This is a genomic window from Pseudomonas sp. GL_103 (assembly GCF_057835175.1).
In genome coordinates, this window is the sequence record NZ_CM174420.1 from 4477857 (window position 1) to 4501350 (window position 23494).

The 23494-nt window shown below is 58.1% G+C and carries 19 protein-coding genes, 2 tRNA genes and 3 rRNA genes; 10 read left to right on the forward strand and 14 right to left on the reverse strand.

The features are described 5' to 3' along the window. Window positions 1-17: 17 nt before the first annotated feature. The 3 genes from AC3IP0_RS20005 to AC3IP0_RS20015 are packed head-to-tail and all read right to left on the reverse strand — an operon-like array spanning window position 18 to window position 3009. Complete coding sequence (locus AC3IP0_RS20005; protein WP_489316730.1) at window positions 18-959, reverse strand: 2-hydroxyacid dehydrogenase; 942 nt, start codon at window positions 957-959, stop codon at window positions 18-20. Further along, window positions 956-1711, reverse strand: a complete 756-nt coding sequence (locus AC3IP0_RS20010) for a class II aldolase/adducin family protein (RefSeq protein WP_489325726.1) — start codon at window positions 1709-1711, stop codon at window positions 956-958. Before AC3IP0_RS20010 ends, AC3IP0_RS20005 begins: the two co-directional genes overlap by 4 nt. After that, window positions 1708-3009: an MFS transporter gene (locus AC3IP0_RS20015; RefSeq protein ID WP_489325728.1), complete on the reverse strand. Its 1302-nt coding sequence runs from the start codon at window positions 3007-3009 to the stop codon at window positions 1708-1710. The genes AC3IP0_RS20010 and AC3IP0_RS20015 overlap by 4 nt, the downstream gene beginning before the upstream one ends. A gap of 155 nt (window positions 3010-3164) precedes the next feature. Here AC3IP0_RS20015 and AC3IP0_RS20020 point away from each other — a divergent pair, with 155 nt between their 5' ends. After that, the gene (locus tag AC3IP0_RS20020) at window positions 3165-4124 is read left to right on the forward strand and encodes a LysR family transcriptional regulator (protein ID WP_489325729.1); all 960 of its coding nucleotides are present in this window, start codon (window positions 3165-3167) and stop codon (window positions 4122-4124) included. Window positions 4125-4136: 12 nt separating this feature from the next. On the opposite strand, the gene mrdA is transcribed toward AC3IP0_RS20020, so the two are convergent. The 6 genes from mrdA to AC3IP0_RS20050 all read right to left on the reverse strand — a co-directional run bounded on the left by mrdA (window position 4137) and on the right by AC3IP0_RS20050 (window position 11448). After that, window positions 4137-6029: a penicillin-binding protein 2 gene (gene mrdA / locus AC3IP0_RS20025; RefSeq protein WP_489316733.1), complete on the reverse strand. Its 1893-nt coding sequence runs from the start codon at window positions 6027-6029 to the stop codon at window positions 4137-4139. A gap of 208 nt (window positions 6030-6237) precedes the next feature. Beyond that, a 5S ribosomal RNA gene (gene rrf, locus AC3IP0_RS20030) occupies window positions 6238-6353 on the reverse strand. Window positions 6354-6504: 151 nt separating this feature from the next. Then, window positions 6505-9396, reverse strand: a 23S ribosomal RNA gene (locus AC3IP0_RS20035). 250 nt (window positions 9397-9646) lie between these two features. Beyond that, window positions 9647-9722, reverse strand: a tRNA-Ala gene (locus AC3IP0_RS20040). 30 nt (window positions 9723-9752) lie between these two features. After that, window positions 9753-9829: transfer RNA gene (locus AC3IP0_RS20045), tRNA-Ile, on the reverse strand. An 82-nt stretch (window positions 9830-9911) separates the two neighbouring features. Beyond that, window positions 9912-11448 (reverse strand): 16S ribosomal RNA (locus AC3IP0_RS20050). The 16S, 23S and 5S rRNA genes sit together here with 2 tRNA genes alongside, the layout of an rRNA operon. Window positions 11449-12072: 624 nt before the next feature. On the opposite strand from AC3IP0_RS20050, the gene rhtA reads away from it, so the two are divergent. Together rhtA and AC3IP0_RS20060 are read left to right on the forward strand one after the other, a co-directional pair. Continuing rightward, entirely contained in the window at window positions 12073-12960 is an 888-nt protein-coding gene (gene rhtA / locus AC3IP0_RS20055; RefSeq protein WP_489316734.1) for a threonine/homoserine exporter RhtA, read from the forward strand. 169 nt (window positions 12961-13129) lie between these two features. After that, the gene (locus AC3IP0_RS20060) at window positions 13130-13411 is read left to right on the forward strand and encodes a hypothetical protein (RefSeq protein ID WP_489316735.1); all 282 of its coding nucleotides are present in this window, start codon (window positions 13130-13132) and stop codon (window positions 13409-13411) included. A 14-nt stretch (window positions 13412-13425) separates the two neighbouring features. Here the strand turns inward: AC3IP0_RS20060 and AC3IP0_RS20065 are convergent, their stop codons facing one another. After that, on the reverse strand, window positions 13426-13986 hold the full coding sequence (locus tag AC3IP0_RS20065; protein WP_489316736.1) for a TetR/AcrR family transcriptional regulator: 561 nt from the start codon (window positions 13984-13986) through the stop codon (window positions 13426-13428). Window positions 13987-14081: 95 nt separating this feature from the next. Between AC3IP0_RS20065 and AC3IP0_RS20070 the strand changes: the two genes are divergently transcribed. Beyond that, window positions 14082-14810 (forward strand): SDR family oxidoreductase, encoded by a 729-nt coding sequence (locus tag AC3IP0_RS20070; RefSeq protein ID WP_489316737.1) that lies wholly within the window; start codon window positions 14082-14084, stop codon window positions 14808-14810. A 35-nt stretch (window positions 14811-14845) separates the two neighbouring features. Continuing rightward, on the forward strand, window positions 14846-15436 hold the full coding sequence (locus AC3IP0_RS20075; protein ID WP_489316738.1) for a 2-hydroxychromene-2-carboxylate isomerase: 591 nt from the start codon (window positions 14846-14848) through the stop codon (window positions 15434-15436). Window positions 15437-15593: 157 nt separating this feature from the next. Here AC3IP0_RS20075 and AC3IP0_RS20080 read toward each other — a convergent pair whose 3' ends face one another. The 4 genes from AC3IP0_RS20080 to AC3IP0_RS20095 form a co-directional block, all read right to left on the reverse strand. Continuing rightward, window positions 15594-17402 carry an aminopeptidase P family protein gene (locus AC3IP0_RS20080; protein ID WP_489316739.1) on the reverse strand — a complete coding sequence of 603 codons (1809 nt, stop codon included), beginning with the start codon at window positions 17400-17402 and terminating at the stop codon, window positions 15594-15596. A 65-nt stretch (window positions 17403-17467) separates the two neighbouring features. Continuing rightward, the gene (locus tag AC3IP0_RS20085) at window positions 17468-18625 is read right to left on the reverse strand and encodes a cysteine desulfurase family protein (RefSeq protein WP_489316740.1); all 1158 of its coding nucleotides are present in this window, start codon (window positions 18623-18625) and stop codon (window positions 17468-17470) included. A 206-nt stretch (window positions 18626-18831) separates the two neighbouring features. Beyond that, window positions 18832-19446, reverse strand: a complete 615-nt coding sequence (locus AC3IP0_RS20090) for a LysE family translocator (protein WP_489316741.1) — start codon at window positions 19444-19446, stop codon at window positions 18832-18834. 101 nt (window positions 19447-19547) lie between these two features. Next, window positions 19548-19817 (reverse strand): hypothetical protein, encoded by a 270-nt coding sequence (locus AC3IP0_RS20095; RefSeq protein ID WP_489316742.1) that lies wholly within the window; start codon window positions 19815-19817, stop codon window positions 19548-19550. Between the two features lie 289 nt (window positions 19818-20106). On the opposite strand from AC3IP0_RS20095, the gene AC3IP0_RS20100 reads away from it, so the two are divergent. The 5 genes from AC3IP0_RS20100 (at window position 20107) to AC3IP0_RS20120 (ending at window position 23490) form a co-directional block, all read left to right on the forward strand. Beyond that, window positions 20107-20565, forward strand: coding sequence for a VOC family protein (locus tag AC3IP0_RS20100; protein WP_489316743.1), 459 nt, complete (start codon window positions 20107-20109; stop codon window positions 20563-20565). Window positions 20566-20853: 288 nt separating this feature from the next. After that, window positions 20854-22056: a PepSY-associated TM helix domain-containing protein gene (locus AC3IP0_RS20105; protein ID WP_489316744.1), complete on the forward strand. Its 1203-nt coding sequence runs from the start codon at window positions 20854-20856 to the stop codon at window positions 22054-22056. Continuing rightward, on the forward strand, window positions 22053-22595 hold the full coding sequence (locus AC3IP0_RS20110; protein WP_489316745.1) for a thiamine pyrophosphate-binding protein: 543 nt from the start codon (window positions 22053-22055) through the stop codon (window positions 22593-22595). The genes AC3IP0_RS20105 and AC3IP0_RS20110 overlap by 4 nt, the downstream gene beginning before the upstream one ends. Continuing rightward, window positions 22592-22921 (forward strand): hypothetical protein, encoded by a 330-nt coding sequence (locus AC3IP0_RS20115; protein WP_489316746.1) that lies wholly within the window; start codon window positions 22592-22594, stop codon window positions 22919-22921. The genes AC3IP0_RS20110 and AC3IP0_RS20115 overlap by 4 nt, the downstream gene beginning before the upstream one ends. Then, window positions 22918-23490: a DUF6162 family protein gene (locus AC3IP0_RS20120; RefSeq protein ID WP_489316747.1), complete on the forward strand. Its 573-nt coding sequence runs from the start codon at window positions 22918-22920 to the stop codon at window positions 23488-23490. The genes AC3IP0_RS20115 and AC3IP0_RS20120 overlap by 4 nt, the downstream gene beginning before the upstream one ends. The last annotated feature ends 4 nt before the right edge of the window (window positions 23491-23494 follow it).

Genomic DNA, 23494 nt, shown 5'->3' on the forward strand with positions numbered 1-23494 from the left:
GTTGAATAGCGCTGGGTTCAATAACCCAGTAATCGGTCGGCACAGTTCAATAACGGTTCACCGATATTCAATCGACGAAAGTTCTCCGCCACTTGTTCGGCAATACAGTCATGGGAAGCCGCCGAAGCCATGTGCGGGGTGATGGTGACACCGGGCATATTCCATAGCCGATGTTCGACCGGCAGCGGTTCCTGTTCGAAGACATCCAGCAAGGCGCCGCGCAAGTGCCCGCTCGCCAAGGCCTGTTCGAGGTCATCGATGTTCAAATGACCGCCGCGCCCACAGTTGACCAGTGCCGCGCCGTTGGCGAGTTGTTCGAAAGTGGCTCGCCCGAGGATGCCGCGGGTTTCGCTGGTCAGCGGGAGCAGGTTGATCAGCAACTCGACGCCGTCGAGAAACGGATGCAACGCATCAGCCCCGGCGAAGGTGCGCACACCCGGCAAGTCCTTGCCGCGCCGTGCCCAGCCGCGCACGTCGTAACCGGCTGCGACCAGGTCCAGAGTTATCGCGCTGCCCAGCGATCCGAGCCCCATCACACCGACCTTGAACTGCCCCGCCGCCCGTTGCAGCGGCCGCTCCCAGCGTTGCTCCCGCTGTTGCGACAACACCTGGTCGAAACCGCGGTGATAGTGAATCACCGCCCAGCGCACGTACTCGGTCATGCCCTGGCGATGGCCCGGGTCGACCACGCGGCAAATCGGCAGGTCCGGGCATGACGTATCGTGATCGAGGTGATCGATACCGGCGGCCACCGAGTGAATCACCTGCAGGTTCGGCAACGCGCCGAGACTGCCCGGCAAGGGAAACCAGCACGCCGCCATCTGCGCATTGGCGGCCCGGGAATCATCGGCCAGCACGGCAGTGAGCTGCGGCGCACTGCGGGCGAACGCCGCCTGCAATTGCTTGAGCAGCAAGGTGTCGCGGGACAGCAGAACCACGGTATTGATGACGGCGTTCATGACAAATAAGACTCGCGCTGGGATTCGATCAACGTCAGGGCGGCCTCCCAGGCCAGGTCGATAATATTGTCCTGCTCATCACGGTCAAACTGTTCGGCGGTGTGTGCGCACACTTCCGGCGCCGGGTAATGCAGTGCCGAACCACCGGCCAGCGCCTGCACCTGGGCCTGACAGGCGCGCTCCAGGAAGTGGATTTCCTGGAAGGCCTGGGCCACGCCCGAACCACCGACCAGCAAACCGTGGTTGCGCAGGATCATCGCCCGGTGCGGACCGAGGTCGGCGATCAAGCGCTCGCGCTCATCCAGCGACAGCGCGATGCCCTCGTAGGTGTGATAGGCCAGCTTGCCGTAGAACTTCAGCGCGTGCTGACTGATCGGCAGCAAGCCCTGTTTCTGCGCCGCGACCGCCATGCCGGCCGCCGTGTGGGTGTGGATCACACAGTTCAGGTCCGGGCGCGCCATGTGGATCGCCGAGTGAATCACGAAGCCGGCGGCGTTGACCCGATGGCCTGCGTACTCCGGGTCGACCACCCGCCCTTCCTGATCGATGCGCACCAGGTCCGAGGCGCGCATGCGGTCGAAGATCACTCCGTAGCGGTTGATCAGAAAGTGATGCTCGGGCCCCGGTATCCGCAGGGTGATGTGGGTGTCGATCAGGTCGGTCATGCGAAAGTGCGCGACCAGTCGATACAGCGCAGCCAGTTCGCAACGGGCTTGCCATTCAACCGGGTCGATGTGTGCAGGTTTACTCACGAATACACCTCTTTGGCAGCTTGGGTGACGACCGGGTTGGCGCGCAGGCGGGCCAGGCCGCAAACACCGATCAGGGACAGGGCCGAGAGCAAGGTGAAGAACACCGCCAGCGGCAACCATTGTCCGGAAAACTTGCTGGCCAGCAGGGTGCCGATCAGCGGCGTGGTGCCACCGGCCACGGCGCAAGCCAATTGGTAGGCGATGGAAATGCCCGAGTAGCGCAGGTGCACCGGGAAGGCCTGGGTCATGTAGCCGGCGATCACCGCGTACAGCGCCGAGAGAATCACCACCGCCAGGGCAATACCGGCTGTCATGAACACAATGTTCTGCGTGCCTACCAGCAGGAACATCGGGTATGGCGTGACCATGCACAGCAGCGCGACCCATTTGAGAAAACGATCTTCGCCAATACGTTCGGCGATCAGCGCCGAGAGCGGTTGTGAGAGCAACTGGATGACGGTCACCAGAAACAGGCAATCGAGAATCGTCGAGCGGGCAATGCCCTGGTATTGGGTGACGTAGGTGATCATGAAGGTGTTGGTGAAGAAGAACCCGGCCGAGCCAATGGTCACGGCAGCGGCGGCGAACAGGATCTGCCGCCAGCAGGTGCGGATCACGTCCATCACCGGGTATTTGGCGGTCTCGTTGTTGTCCCTGGCCTTGGCGAATTCCGGCGACTCGTGAACGCCGGAGCGGATCAGCAGGCCGACCATCATCAACACGCCGCTGGCGAGGAACGGCAGGCGCCACCCCCAGGCGAGGAAATCCTCTGGCTCAAGGGACGTCACCAGTCGAAAGGCAATCAGAGCCAGCAACAAACCGGCCGGGCTGCCGAGTTGCGCGAACGACGCGTAGAACGTCTTGCGCCTGGCCGGCGCATGCTCGCTGGCCATCAGCACCGCCCCACCCCACTCGCCACCGACCGAAATGCCCTGGATCAAACGCAGCGCGATCAGGCCAATGGGTGCCCAGATGCCGGCGCTGGCGTAGCTCGGCAGCAAGCCAATACCGGCGGTGGCGATCCCCATCAGGGCCATGGTCACCAACAGCATCTTCTTGCGCCCGAGACGATCGCCCAGATGACCGAACACCATACCGGCCATGGGCCGGGCAATGAAGCCGACCGCGAAACTGCCGAATGCCGCGAGGGTACTCATGACCGGGTCGCTGCTGGGGAAGAACACTTGCCCAAGGACCAGCGCCGCCGCGGTGGCGTAGATGTAGAAGTCGTAGAACTCGATGGTCGTGCCAATGAAGGCAGCGGCCGCGGCTCGGCGCGGTTGGGGAGTAGTGTGCATGCAAGGACCCTGTGTACTTATAGTTTTTGGGCAGGTGTTAAGGCTGATGACGGTTGCGCTCTGTGGCGCTTGTGGGCTTTATCGCTTCCATGCCAGGATTAGTCAATTTTCAAATTCTTATCTTTACTATTAGCTCTGCTACTGCATGAGGTTTTATGCCTTCCACTTCCAACCCGTGGGTCGGCCGGCGCTTTCTCAATGACCGCCTCGACTGGAACCTGCTGCGCACCTATCTGGTCATCGGCCAGGAAGGCAGCATGAGCCGCGCCGCCGCGCGACTGCACATCACCCAGTCGGCGGTCAGCCAGGCGCTGAAACGGCTGGAAGAACAACTGGAATGCGTGTTGATTGCCCGCAGCGGACGACGCTTTGAGCTGACGGAAACCGGGGAAGAAGTCCTGCGCATAGCGGCGGATATCTACGGGGACATTTCACGCCTGGGGACGGTGGTGGAGAGCCGTCACGACGACGTGGTGGGCAAGATCCGCATCCTTACCGTCAGCGGCGTGCAGGCGCGCCATTACGATGACTTCCTCGCGGATTTCCATGAAACCCACCCGAAAATCGAGCTGGAAGTCGAGGTGATGGGCAGTTCGAACATCATCAGTTCGCTGCTGCAGAAGACCGCAACCATCGGCGTCGGCCTGTGCCGCTTGCCACAGCCGCGGCTGGAGCAACGGGTACTGTTTCGAGAGACCTATGCTTACTTTTGTGGCCAGCGTCACCGGTTGTTTGGGCAAGAGAACCTGACCCTGGAACAACTGGCGGCGGAAAACTTTGTCAGCTTCACCAGTGATCAATTGGGCGGCAATCTTTCACCCCTGACGCTGTTCCGCGACCAACAAGGTTTCACCGGCAAGATCGTCGCCTCTTCCACCAGTTTCGAAGAAATTTACCGCCTGATCTGCGCGGGTTACGGCATCGGCGCCTTGCCCACCCACCTGGTGCGCCGGGATGTCGAGCAAGGTCTGCTCTGGCGCTTGCCGCCGGAAGACGGGGTGGTGGATTTCGATATCCAGCTGTTGTGGAATCGCGAACAGAAGATGAGCCAGGCCGAAACCGTGTTCCTCGAGAGCTTCCAGCACATGCTCAGCATCCGTGAGCCTGTGCTGTGAAGCCATGGGGGTTCAGGCGTGAGGATCGTCCGGTGCCTTGCTTGGCGCGGCGTACTGCGGCTTGAGGTGCCCGTCCTGATCGAGTAGCCAGGCGTCCATGATCTCCCGCACGACAGGACCGGCGACGCGACCACCGGCCTCGCCGTTTTCGATCATCACCGAAATCACGATCTTCGGTTGCTCGGCCGGGGCGAAACCGACGAACAAGGCATTGTCGCGGTTACGCTCGCGGGTTTTCTCCCGGTTGTAACGCTCGCCCTGCTTGATCGCCACCACTTGCGCGGTACCACTCTTGCCGGCGATACGGTACTGCGCGCCCGCGGCTGCGGCCCGGGCGATCCCACGGGCATCGTGCATCACCATCTGCATGCCGTGGTTGACCTGCTCCCAGTCGCGAGGGTCCTTGAGCACAATGTTCGGCATCGGATGCTCATCCACTGGCGCGACACCGTCCACGGTTTTGGCCATGTGCGGGCGATTCCACACGCCTTTGTTGGCAATCAGCGCCGTCGCCTGGGCCAACTGCAGCGGAGTGACCTGCATGTAGCCCTGGCCGATACCGAGAATCACCGTCTCGCCCGGGAACCAGGCCTGACGACGGGTGGCGCGTTTCCAGGCTTGGGATGGCATCAGGCCGGGGGATTCTTCATTCATGTCCAGGGAGACTTTCTCACCCAGTCCGAACATGGCCATGTAGTCGTGCAGGCGATCGATACCGAGCTTGTGTGCCAGATCATAGAAGTAGGTGTCGTTGGAACGCATGATCGCCGCGTCCATATCCACCCAGCCGTCGCCGCTGTGGTTCCAGTTGCGGTACTTGTGATCGAAATCCGGCAGCTGGTAATAACCGGGGTCGAACACACGTGTCTGTGGCGTGACGACACCGGCATCGAGGCCGGCGATTGCCACTTCCGGCTTAATGGTCGAACCCGGCGCATAGAGACCGCGCAGCACACGGTTGAACAGCGGTCGGTCAATGGAGTCCCGTAGCGTGGAGTACTCCTTGGAACTGATACCGGTGACGAACAGATTCGGATCGAAACTCGGGTTGCTGACCATGGCCAGCACTTCACCGGTCGATGGATCCAGCGCGACCACCGAGCCACGGCGATCCCCCAGGGCTTGCTCGGCGGCTTCCTGAAGCTTGATGTCGAGACTCAGGACAATGTTTTCGCCGGGCACCGGGTCAGTGTGCTTGAGCACTCGCAACACGCGGCCCTGGGCATTGGTTTCGACTTCCTCGTAACCGACATGGCCGTGCAGCTGCGACTCGTAGAATTTTTCAATCCCGGTCTTGCCGATGGATTGGGTGCCTCGGTACTCGACGGTATCCAGAGCCTTTGACTCTTTCTCGTTGATACGTCCGACGTAGCCGACCGAATGAGCGAAGTGCTCGGCCAATGGATAGTGCCGAACGAACTGCGGCTCGACATCCAGGCCCGGCAGGCGGAACTCGTTGACGGCGAGTACGGCAATCTGTTCTTCGCTCAGCTCATAGAACAGCGTCACGGGTACGAAGGGGTGACGTGCCTGCTTCATCGCCTTGTCGAACTGCGTGCGATCTTCAGCGGGCAAGTGCAGGAGATTGACTACCTCGTCCAGTTCTTCGTTTACGTTAGAAGCACGTTCGCGGGTGATGGTCAGGTTGAAGCTGGGGCGGTTATCCGCGAGGAGTACGCCGTTGCGGTCATAGATCAACCCGCGGGTCGGTGTAATCGGCAGGACATGTACGCGATTGTTTTCGGAGATGGTCGAGTGATAGTCGAACTCGACTACTTGCAGGACGTACAGGCGTACCACCAGAGCACAGGTAACGGCAGCAACGAACAAGGCGCAGGCCATGAGTCTCTTGTTGACCAGGCTTGTCTCTTTTTCGTGGTCCTTGATCGGTATTGGTTCAGGCACTTGTGCAGCAACTCTTTGAAAAGAATGCCGATCCGTGGGCGCAAACTCAGTCCATTAAAAATGAGCTGCACCTTAGCAAAACCGTGGAGTCATGTTCGTGTGATTTTTTTTACAATTGAACTTGAGCGGACGAGCCAGCTAGCCCCTGCTTTTCTGCGGACAAAAACAAAACCCCAACTGCTTTCGCAATTGGGGTTTCGGAATTTAATCTTGACGATGACCTACTCTCACATGGGGAAACCCCACACTACCATCGGCGATGCATCGTTTCACTGCTGAGTTCGGGATGGGATCAGGTGGTTCCAACGCTCTATGGTCGTCAAGAAATTCGGGTACTGAGTCGTGACCAGATGGCCTCGCTTCAGCAAATTGGGTATGCGATAGTTTGGTGTTTTGTGAGTATCTCGAACTTTCGGTTCGTTTCGTCTTCACACACCGCAATCTGGCTTTTAAGCGCAAATTGCTTGGGTGTTATATGGTCAAGCCTCACGGGCAATTAGTATTGGTTAGCTCAACGCCTCACAGCGCTTACACACCCAACCTATCAACGTCGTAGTCTTCGACGGCCCTTCAGGGGACTCAAGGTCCCAGTGAGATCTCATCTTGAGGCAAGTTTCCCGCTTAGATGCTTTCAGCGGTTATCTTTTCCGAACATAGCTACCCGGCAATGCCACTGGCGTGACAACCGGAACACCAGAGGTTCGTCCACTCCGGTCCTCTCGTACTAGGAGCAGCCCCTCTCAAATCTCAAACGTCCACGGCAGATAGGGACCGAACTGTCTCACGACGTTCTAAACCCAGCTCGCGTACCACTTTAAATGGCGAACAGCCATACCCTTGGGACCGGCTTCAGCCCCAGGATGTGATGAGCCGACATCGAGGTGCCAAACACCGCCGTCGATATGAACTCTTGGGCGGTATCAGCCTGTTATCCCCGGAGTACCTTTTATCCGTTGAGCGATGGCCCTTCCATACAGAACCACCGGATCACTAAGACCTACTTTCGTACCTGCTCGACGTGTCTGTCTCGCAGTCAAGCGCGCTTTTGCCTTTATACTCTACGACCGATTTCCGACCGGTCTGAGCGCACCTTCGTACTCCTCCGTTACTCTTTAGGAGGAGACCGCCCCAGTCAAACTACCCACCATACACTGTCCTCGATCCGGATAACGGACCTGAGTTAGAACCTCAAAGTTGCCAGGGTGGTATTTCAAGGTTGGCTCCACGCGAACTGGCGTCCACGCTTCAAAGCCTCCCACCTATCCTACACAAGCAAATTCAAAGTCCAGTGCAAAGCTATAGTAAAGGTTCACGGGGTCTTTCCGTCTAGCCGCGGATACACTGCATCTTCACAGCGATTTCAATTTCACTGAGTCTCGGGTGGAGACAGCGCCGCCATCGTTACGCCATTCGTGCAGGTCGGAACTTACCCGACAAGGAATTTCGCTACCTTAGGACCGTTATAGTTACGGCCGCCGTTTACCGGGGCTTCGATCAAGAGCTTCGCGTTAGCTAACCCCATCAATTAACCTTCCGGCACCGGGCAGGCGTCACACCCTATACGTCCACTTTCGTGTTTGCAGAGTGCTGTGTTTTTAATAAACAGTCGCAGCGGCCTGGTATCTTCGACCGGCGTGGGCTTACGGAGCAAGTCCTTCACCCTCACCGGCGCACCTTCTCCCGAAGTTACGGTGCCATTTTGCCTAGTTCCTTCACCCGAGTTCTCTCAAGCGCCTTGGTATTCTCTACCCAACCACCTGTGTCGGTTTGGGGTACGGTTCCTGGTTACCTGAAGCTTAGAAGCTTTTCTTGGAAGCATGGCATCAACCACTTCGTGTTCTAAAAGAACACTCGTCATCAGCTCTCGGCCTTAGAATCCCGGATTTACCTAAGATTCCAGCCTACCACCTTAAACTTGGACAACCAACGCCAAGCTGGCCTAGCCTTCTCCGTCCCTCCATCGCAATAACCAGAAGTACAGGAATATTAACCTGTTTTCCATCGACTACGCTTTTCAGCCTCGCCTTAGGGACCGACTAACCCTGCGTCGATTAACGTTGCGCAGGAAACCTTGGTCTTTCGGCGTGGGTGTTTTTCACACCCATTGTCGTTACTCATGTCAGCATTCGCACTTCTGATACCTCCAGCAAGCTTCTCAACTCACCTTCACAGGCTTACAGAACGCTCCTCTACCGCATCACCTAAGTGATACCCGTAGCTTCGGTGTATGGTTTGAGCCCCGTTACATCTTCCGCGCAGGCCGACTCGACTAGTGAGCTATTACGCTTTCTTTAAAGGGTGGCTGCTTCTAAGCCAACCTCCTAGCTGTCTAAGCCTTCCCACATCGTTTCCCACTTAACCATAACTTTGGGACCTTAGCTGACGGTCTGGGTTGTTTCCCTTTTCACGACGGACGTTAGCACCCGCCGTGTGTCTCCCATGCTCGGCACTTGTAGGTATTCGGAGTTTGCATCGGTTTGGTAAGTCGGGATGACCCCCTAGCCGAAACAGTGCTCTACCCCCTACAGTGATACATGAGGCGCTACCTAAATAGCTTTCGAGGAGAACCAGCTATCTCCGAGCTTGATTAGCCTTTCACTCCGATCCACAGGTCATCCGCTAACTTTTCAACGGTAGTCGGTTCGGTCCTCCAGTTAGTGTTACCCAACCTTCAACCTGCCCATGGATAGATCGCCCGGTTTCGGGTCTATTCCCAGCGACTAGACGCCCTATTAAGACTCGCTTTCGCTACGCCTCCCCTATTCGGTTAAGCTCGCCACTGAAAATAAGTCGCTGACCCATTATACAAAAGGTACGCAGTCACCCAACAAAGTGGGCTCCCACTGCTTGTACGCATACGGTTTCAGGATCTATTTCACTCCCCTCTCCGGGGTTCTTTTCGCCTTTCCCTCACGGTACTAGTTCACTATCGGTCAGTCAGTAGTATTTAGCCTTGGAGGATGGTCCCCCCATATTCAGACAAAGTTTCTCGTGCTCCGTCCTACTCGATTTCATTGATAAGAGATTTTCGCGTACAGGGCTATCACCCACTATGGCCGCACTTTCCAGAGCGTTCCGCTAATCTCAAATCAACTTAAGGGCTAGTCCCCGTTCGCTCGCCACTACTAAGGGAATCTCGGTTGATTTCTTTTCCTCAGGGTACTTAGATGTTTCAGTTCCCCTGGTTCGCCTCTTGCACCTATGTATTCAGTACAAGATAACCATCTTATGATGGCTGGGTTCCCCCATTCAGACATCTCCGGATCAAAGTCTGTTTGCCGACTCCCCGAAGCTTTTCGCAGGCTACCACGTCTTTCATCGCCTCTGACTGCCAAGGCATCCACCGTATGCGCTTCTTCACTTGACCATATAACCCCAAGCAATCTGGTTATACTATGAAGACGACATTCGCCGAAAATTCGATTCTTGCTCATAAAGAGCAACTCACAAATTTTACCTTAGCCTGATCCGTTACCAGTGAAAGTAACGTTCAGTCTATCTTTCTATCACATACCCAAATTTTTAAAGAACGAACTAGTCAAAGACTAGAAATCAACATTCACCATCGCACCGATGGAATGCTCATTTCTAAGCTTTATACAATCAGAAGCAGTTAGTGGTGGAGCCAAACGGGATCGAACCGTTGACCTCCTGCGTGCAAGGCAGGCGCTCTCCCAGCTGAGCTATGGCCCCGTATTTCTACAGGCGTTTCCCACACAAAATTGGTGGGTCTGGGCAGATTCGAACTGCCGACCTCACCCTTATCAGGGGTGCGCTCTAACCAACTGAGCTACAGACCCAATTTCGGGCTGCTTCTATATCGTCTTCTTCAATGAATCAAGCAATTCGTGTGGGAACTTATGGAGCAGCTGAGTCGTCGATTAAGGAGGTGATCCAGCCGCAGGTTCCCCTACGGCTACCTTGTTACGACTTCACCCCAGTCATGAATCACACCGTGGTAACCGTCCTCCCGAAGGTTAGACTAGCTACTTCTGGTGCAACCCACTCCCATGGTGTGACGGGCGGTGTGTACAAGGCCCGGGAACGTATTCACCGCGACATTCTGATTCGCGATTACTAGCGATTCCGACTTCACGCAGTCGAGTTGCAGACTGCGATCCGGACTACGATCGGTTTTGTGGGATTAGCTCCACCTCGCGGCTTGGCAACCCTCTGTACCGACCATTGTAGCACGTGTGTAGCCCAGGCCGTAAGGGCCATGATGACTTGACGTCATCCCCACCTTCCTCCGGTTTGTCACCGGCAGTCTCCTTAGAGTGCCCACCATGACGTGCTGGTAACTAAGGACAAGGGTTGCGCTCGTTACGGGACTTAACCCAACATCTCACGACACGAGCTGACGACAGCCATGCAGCACCTGTCTCAATGTTCCCGAAGGCACCAATCCATCTCTGGAAAGTTCATTGGATGTCAAGGCCTGGTAAGGTTCTTCGCGTTGCTTCGAATTAAACCACATGCTCCACCGCTTGTGCGGGCCCCCGTCAATTCATTTGAGTTTTAACCTTGCGGCCGTACTCCCCAGGCGGTCAACTTAATGCGTTAGCTGCGCCACTAAGAGCTCAAGGCTCCCAACGGCTAGTTGACATCGTTTACGGCGTGGACTACCAGGGTATCTAATCCTGTTTGCTCCCCACGCTTTCGCACCTCAGTGTCAGTATCAGTCCAGGTGGTCGCCTTCGCCACTGGTGTTCCTTCCTATATCTACGCATTTCACCGCTACACAGGAAATTCCACCACCCTCTACCATACTCTAGCTTGTCAGTTTTGAATGCAGTTCCCAGGTTGAGCCCGGGGCTTTCACATCCAACTTAACAAACCACCTACGCGCGCTTTACGCCCAGTAATTCCGATTAACGCTTGCACCCTCTGTATTACCGCGGCTGCTGGCACAGAGTTAGCCGGTGCTTATTCTGTCGGTAACGTCAAAACACTAACGTATTAGGTTAATGCCCTTCCTCCCAACTTAAAGTGCTTTACAATCCGAAGACCTTCTTCACACACGCGGCATGGCTGGATCAGGCTTTCGCCCATTGTCCAATATTCCCCACTGCTGCCTCCCGTAGGAGTCTGGACCGTGTCTCAGTTCCAGTGTGACTGATCATCCTCTCAGACCAGTTACGGATCGTCGCCTTGGTGAGCCATTACCTCACCAACTAGCTAATCCGACCTAGGCTCATCTGATAGCGCAAGGCCCGAAGGTCCCCTGCTTTCTCCCGTAGGACGTATGCGGTATTAGCGTTCCTTTCGAAACGTTGTCCCCCACTACCAGGCAGATTCCTAGGCATTACTCACCCGTCCGCCGCTGAATTCAGGAGCAAGCTCCTGTCATCCGCTCGACTTGCATGTGTTAGGCCTGCCGCCAGCGTTCAATCTGAGCCATGATCAAACTCTTCAGTTCAAACATCTTTGGGTTTTGAGAAAACCCTAAACTTGGCTCAGCAATCGTTGGTTACATCTTTGATTTCTCGCGGAGTAACTTGTGATGCTGATAATCTGTTGACTAGCAGTCTGACTCCACAAGCACCCACACGAATTGCTTGATTCAGTTGTTAAAGAGCGGTTGGTTAAGATCTTTCGTCTCAACCGAGGCGCGCATTCTACAGCAGCCTCACTTGCTGTCAAGTGGTATTTTTCAGAAGTTTTCAAAGTTTCGCTTGGAAATCTCTAACAACTTCAACCACTTGCGCTTCAGATCTCTCGTCAGCGGGAGGCGAATTCTACAGCGTTACACGCTGCTGTCAACACCTCTTTTTCAACTCCCTTTCGGCTTCGATGAACTGAAGCGACCTGCTGCCGAAACCTGCGTAACTCTTTGTTTACCAAGGAGTTTTCCGTTTCGACTGCGCCGGAAGTGGGGCGAATTATAGGCTTCCAGAATCTGCCGTCAAGCACTGATTCGGGTTTCTACCGAAATGTGCAAAAACACTGCTTATATATAGACGCGCCTGCAGGGAATGCGCAGTATATTGCCCAACACAAATAGAAATACCCTTGACTCCTACATTTCGGACGATGCCACGTAATGAATGACCAACCTCGCAGCCTAGCCTCTACCCTGTTCTCGGTTGGGCTGCTGCTCATAGCCATGGCGTCGATCCAGTCCGGAGCCTCCCTGGCCAAAAGCATGTTCTCGGTTGTCGGCCCTCAGGGGACGACAACATTACGACTGATTTTTGCCAGCGTGATCATGATGCTGATATTGCGTCCATGGCGGGCAAAACTCACCGCAAGATCCCTGCGCACCGTCATCGTCTACGGCATGGCGCTGGGCGGCATGAACTTCCTCTTCTATATGTCATTGCAAACCGTCCCGCTGGGCATCGCGGTGGCGCTTGAATTCACCGGCCCACTGGCGGTGGCGATCTACGCCTCGCGTCGCGCGATCGACTTTTTGTGGATCGCCCTGGCTGCCGTCGGCTTACTGTTACTGATACCGACGGGGGAAGCGACCTCCGGCATCGATCTGGTAGGCGCCGGTTATGCCTTGGGTGCAGGGGTCTGCTGGGCACTGTACATTTTGTTTGGTCAAAAAGCCGGGGCCGACAATGGCGTGCAAACCGCCGCACTAGGGGTAATGATCGCTGCGCTGTTCGTAGCCCCCATCGGTATTGTCCATGCAGGTTCCGCTCTGCTGAGCCCGTCATTGATCCCTATAGCCTTCGGCGTCGCCATCCTGTCCACGGCCCTCCCCTACACCCTGGAGATGGTCGCGCTGACCCGCATGCCGGCCAGAACGTTCGGCACACTGATGAGTATCGAGCCAGCCTTCGGCGCGCTATCTGGCTTGCTGTTCCTTCATGAATACCTCTCGCTGTCACAATGGATGGCAATCATGTGCATTATTCTGGCTTCCGTCGGCGCAACCATGACCATGAGCACCTCCGCCAGACCAGCAGTAGCAGCAGATTGAGAGCTGATGTGACACGGGTCTGGTATTTGCCGCTCAATTAGGCCATGTTTAGCTCCGCAATCCAGAGTCACGCCATGGACCATTTCAGATAGGGATATCGGTACGCGTCAAGCGAAAGCGAATGCAGCCAGACCCGGGCACAAGATCCGGGGACGCTATAAGGACAGTAATGAACCGATTTTTGATACTGGTCGCCGTACTTGCAATTGCGGGCTGCGCAGCGACCTCGGAAACACAGATCAAGCACGGCAAGAAAGGGCTACACATCAACTGTTCCGGACTATCTTCATCCTGGGACAAATGCTACGCCAGCGCAGCCAACTCCTGCGCCCCCAAGGGATACAAGGTCATCGCCAAGTCGGGAGATGCCGTGGAAGAGCCCGGCGACTACCTGTTTGGCCTCAATCCTGCGGGCTATACCAGCCGCAGCATGATTGTCATCTGCAAATAGGCAGGGCCGTCGCGTCAGGTTCTCGGACTTGCGATCTGACGGCCAATTTCCTCGTAGCTGGACTTCAGCACAGTGCGCTGGATATCCGGACTAGCCAGCATGCGCGCTACGACCAGCGCGCCAATACATTGCGACAGAATCGCCCACGCCAGGCTGTCGCTTTGCAGAATACCCGCCCAACGTTCCTGAAGCCGACAAATCCAGTGCTCTGCCTGTTGGCGGACAGTCACATCGGAACGGGCAATTTCCGCCCCCAATGCCGGCAATGCACAACCGGTTTCCGGATTCTCGACGTGAGACATGCTCAGGTACTGCTTCAAGCAGCGTTCAAGCTTGTCACGGTCCTGCCCCTCCCCCAGTCGCGTCAGGCTTTGCCCCAACTCACGCTCGACGATGCTTGCGAACAACTCGTCTTTCGACGAGAAGTGGCTATAGAAGGCGCCGCCACTCAAGCCAATCGCTTTCATCAGGCCGTCCACGCCCACCGTTGAAAATCCGGACTTCTTGGCCGATACCGCACTGCTTTCCAGCAGCCTTTGCCTGGTTTCCAGCTTGTGACTGGCCGAATAACGCATTGTCCTTCCCCCCTGGATTGCTCGCCTTGACGTCTGTCGAATCATAGCATAACGTTCGTTTAGTTAACGATCGTTTACCAAACAGAGATCTACCCATGAATAACAAGAAGGTCGTACTGGTCGTCGGCGCAGGTGATGCCACGGGCGGCGCCATTGCCAAGCGTTTTGCCCGGGAGGGTTTTGTCGCCTGCGTCACCCGCCGCAGTGCGGACAAACTCCAGCCACTGGTGGATGCCATCAAGGCCGATGGTGGCGAGGCCCACGGTTTTGCCTGCGATGCCCGCAAGGAAGACGATGTGGTAGCACTGGTCGAGCAGATCGAAAGAGAGATCGGCCCCATCGAGGCATTTGTATTCAACATCGGCGCCAATGTGCCGTGCAGCATTCTCGAAGAAACCGCCCGCAAGTATTTCAAGATCTGGGAAATGGCCTGTTTTTCCGGTTTTCTCAATGCGCGTGAAGTGGCCAAACGCATGGCCAGGCGCCAGCGGGGCACGATCCTCTTCACCGGTGCCACTGCAGGCCTGCGTGGCGCAGCCGGGTTCGCCGCATTTGCCGGTGCCAAGCACGGCATTCGTGCGCTGGCGCAAAGCATGGCCCGAGAACTCGGCCCGATGAATATTCACGTTGCCCATGTCGTCGTCGACGGCGCCATCGATACCGATTTCATCCGCGACAGCTTCCCCGAGAAATACGCGACCAAGGATCAGGACGGCATCCTCAACCCCGAACACATTGCCGAGAATTACTGGTACCTGCACAGCCAGCCCCGCGACGCCTGGACTTTCGAACTGGACCTGCGCCCCTGGAGCGAACGCTGGTAAGCCCCCCCTACAACAATAAGCAGAGTGCACCGAACATGAGCAAAACCGTGGAATTCCTTTTTGACCTGGGCAGCCCCACCACTTACCTGGCCTATACACAGCTACCGGCAATCTGTGAGCAAACCGACAGCCAGCTGATCTACATCCCGATCCTGCTCGGCGGTGTGTTCAAGGCCACCGGCAACGCCTCACCGGCGACCATTCCGGCCAAGGGCCGCCACATGATTCTTGACCTCGACCGTTATGCCCGGCGCTACGGCGTGCCACTGAAGTTCAATCCGCATTTCCCGATCAACACCCTGTTGCTGATGCGTGCCGTGACCGGCATTCAGCTGCACCATCCCGAGCGTTTTGTCGCCTTCATTGACTGCCTGTTCAAGGCCCTGTGGGTCGACGGTCGCAACCTCAATGACCCGGCAACCGTGGCGGCGGTGCTGAGCGGCAACGGTTTCGATCCCGATGAGGTGCTGGCACTGGCCGCCGACGAAACAGTCAAGGCAACACTCAAGGACAACACCGAGAAAGCGGTGCAGCGCGGCGTATTCGGCGTACCAAGCATGTTTGTCGATAAGCAGCTGTATTTCGGCCAGGATCGACTGGACTTCGTGCTCGAAGCCTTGAGTTAAGGCCCGACCACCAACCGCCCCTTTGCTGCTCCCGAAAAGAGCAGTAGATGGGCGGTTTCTGCTGTTTGCCCCGGCGAATCGTCGCCAACTCGCCAGGGTCAGAGCCTTTGTCGACTAAATGAGCCAGGCGCCGGAGACAGCGCCCGGCTACAGCCAATCAGATCGCCGCGGTGCGGGTATTGAGCCACTCCAGCGCGGCGCCTTCGACCAATGGACTCAGGCGCTCGCGCACTTCGGCGTGGTAGGCGTTGAACCACTGCTTTTCCTCGTTCGACAGCAGCGAGGTTTCCAGGCAGCGCGTATCGATCGGGCACAGGGTCAGGGTTTCGAATTTGAGGAACTCGCCGAATTCGCTTTTGCCTGCCTCACGGTTCATCGCCAGGTTTTCGATCCGCACACCCCAACGACCCGGACGATAGGTGCCCGGCTCAATGGACGTGATCATGCCGGGTTGCATCGCGGTTTGAGGTGCAGGCGCGGCCTGATAAGCGATGACTTGCGGACCTTCGTGGACGTTCAGGAAGTAGCCGACGCCATGACCGGTGCCGTGACCGTAGTCGACACTTTCCGCCCAGATGGGCGCACGGGCGATGGCATCGAGCAGCGGCGACAGGATGCCTTTCGGGAACTGCGCGCGGGACAAGGCAATCACGCCCTTGAGCACGCGGGTGCAATCGCGTTTTTGCTCATCGGTCGGTGTGCCCACCGCAACCATGCGCGTGATGTCGGTGGTGCCGCCCAGGTACTGGCCGCCGGAGTCGATCAGCAGCAGACCGTCCCCTTCGATCACCGCGTGTTCTTCTTCGGTGGCGTGGTAGTGCGGCATCGCGCCATTGGCATTGAACGCGGCGATAGTGTTGAAGCTCAGCGACACATAATCCGGACGGCGCTCACGGGCGGCGGTGAGTTTTTCATCAATGGTCAGTTCGGTGATGCGCTCACGCCCCAGCGCCGAGTCCAGCCAGGCGAAGAATTCGCACAGCGCTGCGCCGTCCTGCTCCATGGCCTGACGGATGTGCTCGGCATCGGCCAGGCTTTTTTGCGATTTGGCCAGGGTGGTAGGGTTCAGACCTTCGATCAGCTTCACGCCGCTGTCGAGGTTGTCCAGCAACCCTGCCGTGACCCGCGCCGGGTCGACTTGCAGGCTCGCGCCGCTCGGCACGGCGCGCAGAGCGGCGGCGACTTCGCTGTAATCGCGCAAGGTCACGCCGTCCTGTTCAAGGATGGCGCGCAACTCCGTGCTGACTTTGCTCAAGGCGACAAACAGCGTGGCCTGTTGCTGATTGATCAAGGCGAAAGAAACAAACACCGGGTTGAACGACACGTCGCCGCCACGCAGGTTGAACAGCCAGGCGATGTCATCCAGGGTGGCGATGAAATGCCAGTCGGCACCCCGCGCCTGAAGGGTTTCACGCAGTTTGGCGAGTTTTTCACCACGGCTGACGGTCGCCTGTGGTGGCAAGTGCTGATAGATCGGTTCGTTCGGCAGGCCTGGACGGTCGCTCCAGACGCCGCTCAGCAGGTCGATGTCGGTGCGCAGGCGAGCGCCACGTTCTTCCAGTTTACCGCCCAGGGTACGTGCCGAAGCCACGGCCATGACCGCGCCATCGACCGCGACAACGCCACCCTCGGGGGTTTGCTCGGCCAGCCATTCCAGCGGCCCGGGTTGACCCGGTTGCAGCTTGACCAGGTCAATGCCGCTGCCCTTGAGTTCCTTGGTCGCCTGCTCCCAATAACGGCTGTCGGCCCAGACGCCGGCAAAGTCCGGGGTCACGATCAAGGTGCCGACCGACCCATGGAAACCCGACAGCCACTGGCGCCCCTGCCAGTAACCCGGCAGGTATTCGGACAGGTGCGGGTCGGCCGACGGCACCAGCAAGGCGTGAATGCCCTCCCGGCTCATCAGTTCGCGGGTTTGCGCCAGGCGCTGGGGCACCGATCCATTGATCGAAAGCTGCGTATTCATCGTGTCTCCTGCTAACCACTTCATCATTATTGTTGAGTGCCGATCAATGTCGGCGCTTCGTCGCCCTATTGCCAGAATGCCGGAGCACTGGCGCAGGCTGCCTTGATCAGTTGAACCGCCTTGTCGATGTCCTGCTCGGTGGTGAAACGCCCGAGGCTCAAGCGGATGGTGCGGCTAGCCGAGCGGGCATCGTGCCCCAGGGCGAGCAGTACATGGGATGGGGTATTGCTCGCGGAATTGCAGGCCGAGGTCGCGGAAAACGCGATCGAGGCCAGCAACGCCGCCGGGTTGAACTCGCCTTCGTCGAAGGTCAGGCTCAGGGTATGGGGAATGCGCCGGGTCGGGCTGCCGTTGAGACGCACGCCGGGAACGCTCTGCAATTGCTCAAGCAAGCGTTCACGCAAACGCACGATGGTGGCTTTCTCTTCATCGAACCCAGCCGCCGCAAGTGCAAAGGCCGCGCCCATGGCAACGATCTGATGGGTCGCCAGCGTGCCGGAACGCAAACCGCCCTCATGCCCGCCGCCATGGATCTGCGCCTGCAAACGCTGTTGTGCACGCGGACCGACGTACAACGCGCCGATGCCCTTGGGGCCATAGAGCTTGTGCGCGGAAAACGACATCAGGTCCACCGGCCACTGCCCGAGATCAATCGCCACTTTGCCCGCGCCCTGTGCGGCGTCGACATGGAACAACGCGCCGCGATCACGCACGACCTGACCGATGGCGGGAATGTCGTTGAGGGTGCCCAGTTCGTTGTTGACCAGCATCAGTGACACCAGGAAGGTGTCCTCGCGCATGGCTTCGCTGACCGCTTGCGCCGTGATCAGGCCCTCGGCGTCCGGCACCAGATAGGTCACCGCGACACCGGCATCCTGCAATTGCCTGGCGGTGTCGAGAATGGCCTTGTGTTCGATCTGGCTGGTGATGATATGGCCGCCGCCAGTGCCGCGGGCCTGGGTCACGCCTTTGAGCGCGAGGTTGTTGGATTCGGTGGCGCCGGAGGTCCAGACGATCTGCCCGGGCGTCGCGCCGACCAGTTCGGCGACCTGGTGTCGCGCCTGTTCGACCGATTGCCGGGCCTGCTGGCCGAAGACGTGGGAGCTGGAGGCCGGGTTGCCGAAATTGCCGGTAAAGCCCAGACACTCGACCATCACCTTGATGACCCGCTCATCCACCGGCGTGGTGGCGGCGTAATCGAAATACAACGGACGTTTATTCATAAAAGACTCGCAGAGCGTGTTCCGGGATCAGGAAGCTCGTGACTGCAAACGGCAAAACGCAGCCTTGTGAGCTGCGCGCTGTTTTCAGAACGCTACCAATACCTGATCGGATGCCGTTAAAGAAGAATTACTTCATTTAAAAGTGCGTAGGAACGCTCCTGAAAAGTCAGCTTAACAGGCATCGGGCAACCGGTTGAAGCAATGCGTCAGCTAAAGCTTTCGAGCAACAGCGGATACAGCGAACCCACGAGCAGCGCGGCCATGCCCCAATTGAACAGGCGCAGCCAGCGGCGATCCTTCAGAACATTGCGCAACAGCGTGCCGCAAGCGGCCCAGACACCGACGCTCGGCAGGTTGATGATCGCAAAGACGGCCGCGATCACGATCACATTGGTGAAATAACCCTGCATCGGCGTGTAGGTGCTGATGGCGCCAATGGCCATGATCCAGGCCTTGGGATTGACCCACTGGAACGCGGCGGCGCCCAGGTAGCTGATCGGTTTTGCCTCGCCCTGCTTAGTCTCCGACATGGGCCCGGAATGGGCGATTTTCCACGCCAGATACAGCAGATACGCCGCCCCCGCATAACGCAGCACGGTGTAGAGCAAAGGGTAAGTCTGGAACACCGCGCCAAGGCCAAAGCCGACCGCCACCACCAGTACGAAGAAGCCACAAGTGATGCCGAGCATGTGCGGAATCGTGCGGTTGAAGCCGAAGTTCACCCCGGATGCCAGCAACATGGTGTTGTTCGGGCCGGGTGTGATCGAGGTGACGAGGGCAAACAGGGCGAAGCCCAGCAGCAGGTCGAGTGAGAGCGTCATGGGTGGCAGTCCGTCAGGGTCGGTCAGGTGTTGACCCTATCGCACACCCTGGATGAAACCCATGGACAGTTACGCGAAACTTGGAGCAGTACAGTTTCGCTTCAGCTTGAACGACCGTGAAGCTGTACAGATCGCCCGGCGTTCATTTCACCCTGGTTGTCGAAGTTGAACGACTTTTGCGGCTGGCCGAGCAGTTCAGCTTTTTTCGCGTGGTATTCGTCGAAGGACAATCCGCGGCGGTTCAGCGCCTCCAGTGCCAGTTCCTTGCTTTCTTCAGCCGTGTAAGGCCGAAGCTCCGGGGAAACATGGCTGGCACATCCGGCGAGTACGGAGATGGCGAGCATCAGCAAAGTGGCAATCATCGGTTTCATTTTGGCGTCCTGGCGACTGGGTTCGAGGCAATGAACACAGGCTACCCGTGCCTCCCGGGTAGCAGAAATCAACGCTTTCAATAGTGGCTATCAAGGAATGGCGATCATTGTCGATGTGCTGGGGGAACGCGGGCCGGGAGCGCACTGGTTGGAGCCGACTTGATGGCAATTGAGTGGCGCTGCTGCTCGTCGGGCACTCGGTGAGGCGAAAGAGGCTGGCCTATATTTATTCGGTCGTACAACGGCACAGGTACTTTCCATTCACAAAACAACAACAGGGAGATCCATCATGAGCGTCAAACCCATTCCAGAGGGGTATCACAGCGTCACCCCCTATCTGGGCATCAACAAAGCCGCCGAAGCCATCGCCTTCTACAAAAAAGCCTTTGGCGCCATTGAAATCATGCGCCTGGACATGCCCGGTGGCAGTGTCGGCCACGCTGAACTGCGCATCGGCGATTGCCCGATCATGCTGGGCACACCGTGTGATCAAGGACCGCTGAGCAACCCGGACAATTCGCCGTCCGTGGGTCTGCATTTGTACGTGACGGATGTCGACAAGTCCTACAAACAGGCGATCGATGCCGGCGCAACCGTTGTATCGGAGGTCAAGGATCAGTTTTACGGCGACCGTTCAGGGACCTTGAAAGATCCCTACGGGCACCTGTGGTTCCTGGCCACACGCAAGGAAGACCTGACCCAGGAACAGATCGAGCAACGGGCGAAGGAGATGTTTGCCCAGGGTTGAAATCCTTGGTGCTGGAGCGGGCCTCTTCGCGAGCAGGCTCGCTCCCACAGGGCCCCGCCTTCAACAGCACCGCCGACTTGCTAATCACTTGCGCAAGCATGCCCGCCCCTAACCTGTCGGCAATGAGAAACATTTTCTTTCATTTCCCCTTTCGGGATTTCCCCTGCTCATCCGTCCTACATAGATGCAGTCCCTTCGCGTAGGCAAAAGCCACGACTGGACCTTCAGGGCGCTCATCCCTGCGAAGCCCGCAGCCGAGCGGCCTCTCATCGAGCCAAGACCTCCAACATGTCAAAGAAGTCCCGTTCAAAAATCTGGTTCCTGGTCCATAGCTGGCTGGCATTGCCGATCTGGTTTTTCGTGCTGATCGTCTGTGTGACCGGTACCCTGGCGGTGATCAGCCATGAAATCGTCTGGCTGGCCAACCCGCCAATGCGCGCCAGCCAGCCCTCGGACGATTCACCACTACTCAGCTATCAGCAGGTCCTTGAAGCCATCAACAGGGCCGAACCGCAGACCGTGGTGCAGAGCATCAGCCGCCCCGACGAGTCGCACTTCGCACTGGATGTCGAAGTCAGCTACCCCGACGGGCGCTCGGTGGTGATTTATGTCAATCCGTACAGCGGCGTGATCCAGGGTGTCGCGCCGGAATTCAACTTCCGCGCCTTTACCCGTGCCCTGCACGCTTGGTGGCTGGTGCCTTTTACCAATGGCTACAGCTGGGGCTGGTACCTGGTGTCGTTTCTCGGCTTGCCATTGCTGGCGTCGCTAATTACCGGGCTGGTGGTCTACAAACGCTTCTGGAAAGGCTTCTTGCGCCCGACCCTGCGCATTCGCCACGGCGCGCGGATTTTCTGGGGCGACTTTCATCGCTTGAGCGGCATCTGGTCGATCTGGTTCATCGCGGTGATTTCCATTACCGGCACCTGGTTCCTGATCCAGGCCTTGCTGTCCGATAACCAGATTTCCATTTCCACGGAAAAGATCATCCCGGCGATGTCCCGCGAAGCGGTGCCACTGTCAGCCGATGGCTCGCCCCCGCCGCGTATCGACCTCGACCGCGCGGTTGAAATCGCCACACAGAAAATCTCCGGGCTGGAGGCCAGTTTCGTCAGCCTGCCGGGCAATGCCTACAGCCACATGGATGTCGGCGGGCGCGGTTGGTATCCGTTGATGTTCCAGACCGCCACGATCAACCCGTACAACGGCGAAATCGCCGCTTCGCGCCTGATCTCGGACCGTTCGGCCCTGGAGTTCTTCACCGAGTCCATGCGCCCGCTGCACACCGGCGATTTCGGCGGACTGTGGATCAAGCTGATCTGGGCATTCTTCGGCCTGTTGCTGAGCATGATGGTGCTCAGCGGCCTGCTGATCTGGACCAAGCGCACGGCGCTGGCCACGGCCAATGCCTTCAAACGCAGCAACAGGAAACAGCGCAACACTGCGGCGCAACCGGCCACGAACCACGAAGTGTCGGAGGTCGATCTGTGAGCAAAGACATTGCAGCCCCGCAACCTTCGCGCCTGAGCGTGTTCTGGCACAAATGGCGCTTTCACCTGAACGTCCTGTTGCTGCTGATCCCACTCGGTTTCATGCCCAAGTACTTCGCCGACGAGGCATTGATGCGCGGCGACAGTGGCCTTGGCGAACGGGAAGTCGGCGAAGTCCGGGTCGGTCCCTGGAGCCTGCGCCTGGCGGAGTTGCGCAATTCAGCTCCGATGCTCGAAGGCCCCGCCGGCTACATGAAGGGATTCAACGCCGCACTGTGCGAGGCCTGTATCGGCCAGGTCAAGGCCACTTACCTGCGCATCGGCAAGCCCCGCAGCCTGCGCGCCGCCGGGGTGATTTTCTTCGGCGCCCCGTACCGCATGGGCGCGTCGCTGCCCGTCCCGGAAAAGACCAGGGCCGACGCCGAACTGTGGATCACCATGGAAGGCTGGGACGGCGCCATGCATCAGGCATCCATTCCTTTGAGCCAGGCCTCCCCCGCCACCATCGCCTGGTTGAACAAACAAGGAGGCAAACCATGATCAACCCTCTTCGCCCGCTCAAAGTCGTGTTGCTGGTGCTCTGCGCCGGCTTCAGCGCCAGCGCCCTGGCCCACAACCCGATGTGCGAATGCAAGGCCATCGACGCCGAACAGATCAAGTGCACCGGCGGTTTTTCCGACGGCAGCGGCGCTCCGGGCGTGACCCTCGATGTGATCGGCTACGACGAAACCATTCTGGTGCCGGGCAAGCTCGGGCCTGATTCGACCCTGACCTTCAAGAAGCCCGGCGCCGAGTTTTATGTGCTGTTCGACGCTGGCCCCGGTCACGTCGTGGAAATCGACCAAGCGGACATCGAGGCGCCATGAGCACTCCAACGATCCAAGTCGTGCGCCCGGCCGGGGCCGGTCACGAAACCCTCTATGTTCTGCTGCTGTGCCTGATGATCTTGGCGGTGGCCGGCTCGGTGGTGCTCTGGCGCGGTGAATCCCATGAGGTAAGCAGTGTCGACAGCCATCAACTGGATGCGCGCCGCGACCTCAGTGCATCCGAACAAGGTATCTACGCCGATCTGCGGGTGACGCTGGACGAGATCCACCTGATGCGCCAGGAGCAGCAAACGTTGCCAACTCCCGAGGCGCTGTCCGAGGAAGGGTTTGCGCCGTTTGCCCGGGACGCCAGCTCCGTCAGCCGGGGCGGCCATGCCTGGCAATTGCTCGACGCCAAGGCCTATTTCGGCCAGAGCCAGACACCGACGGTTGCCGGTTCGTTCCTGATGCGCCTGGCCGCAGCCAATGATGCACCGGACATCTGGCTCAACCGCGCCAGCAAGCTCACGGCCCCTGCCGACCTCAGCGACGCCGCGCTCGAAAGCGCCGGTTGGCAGCAGGTCGTCGCGCAATTCGATGCCGGCGTGACCCGCCAGCACCGGCACTGAACCC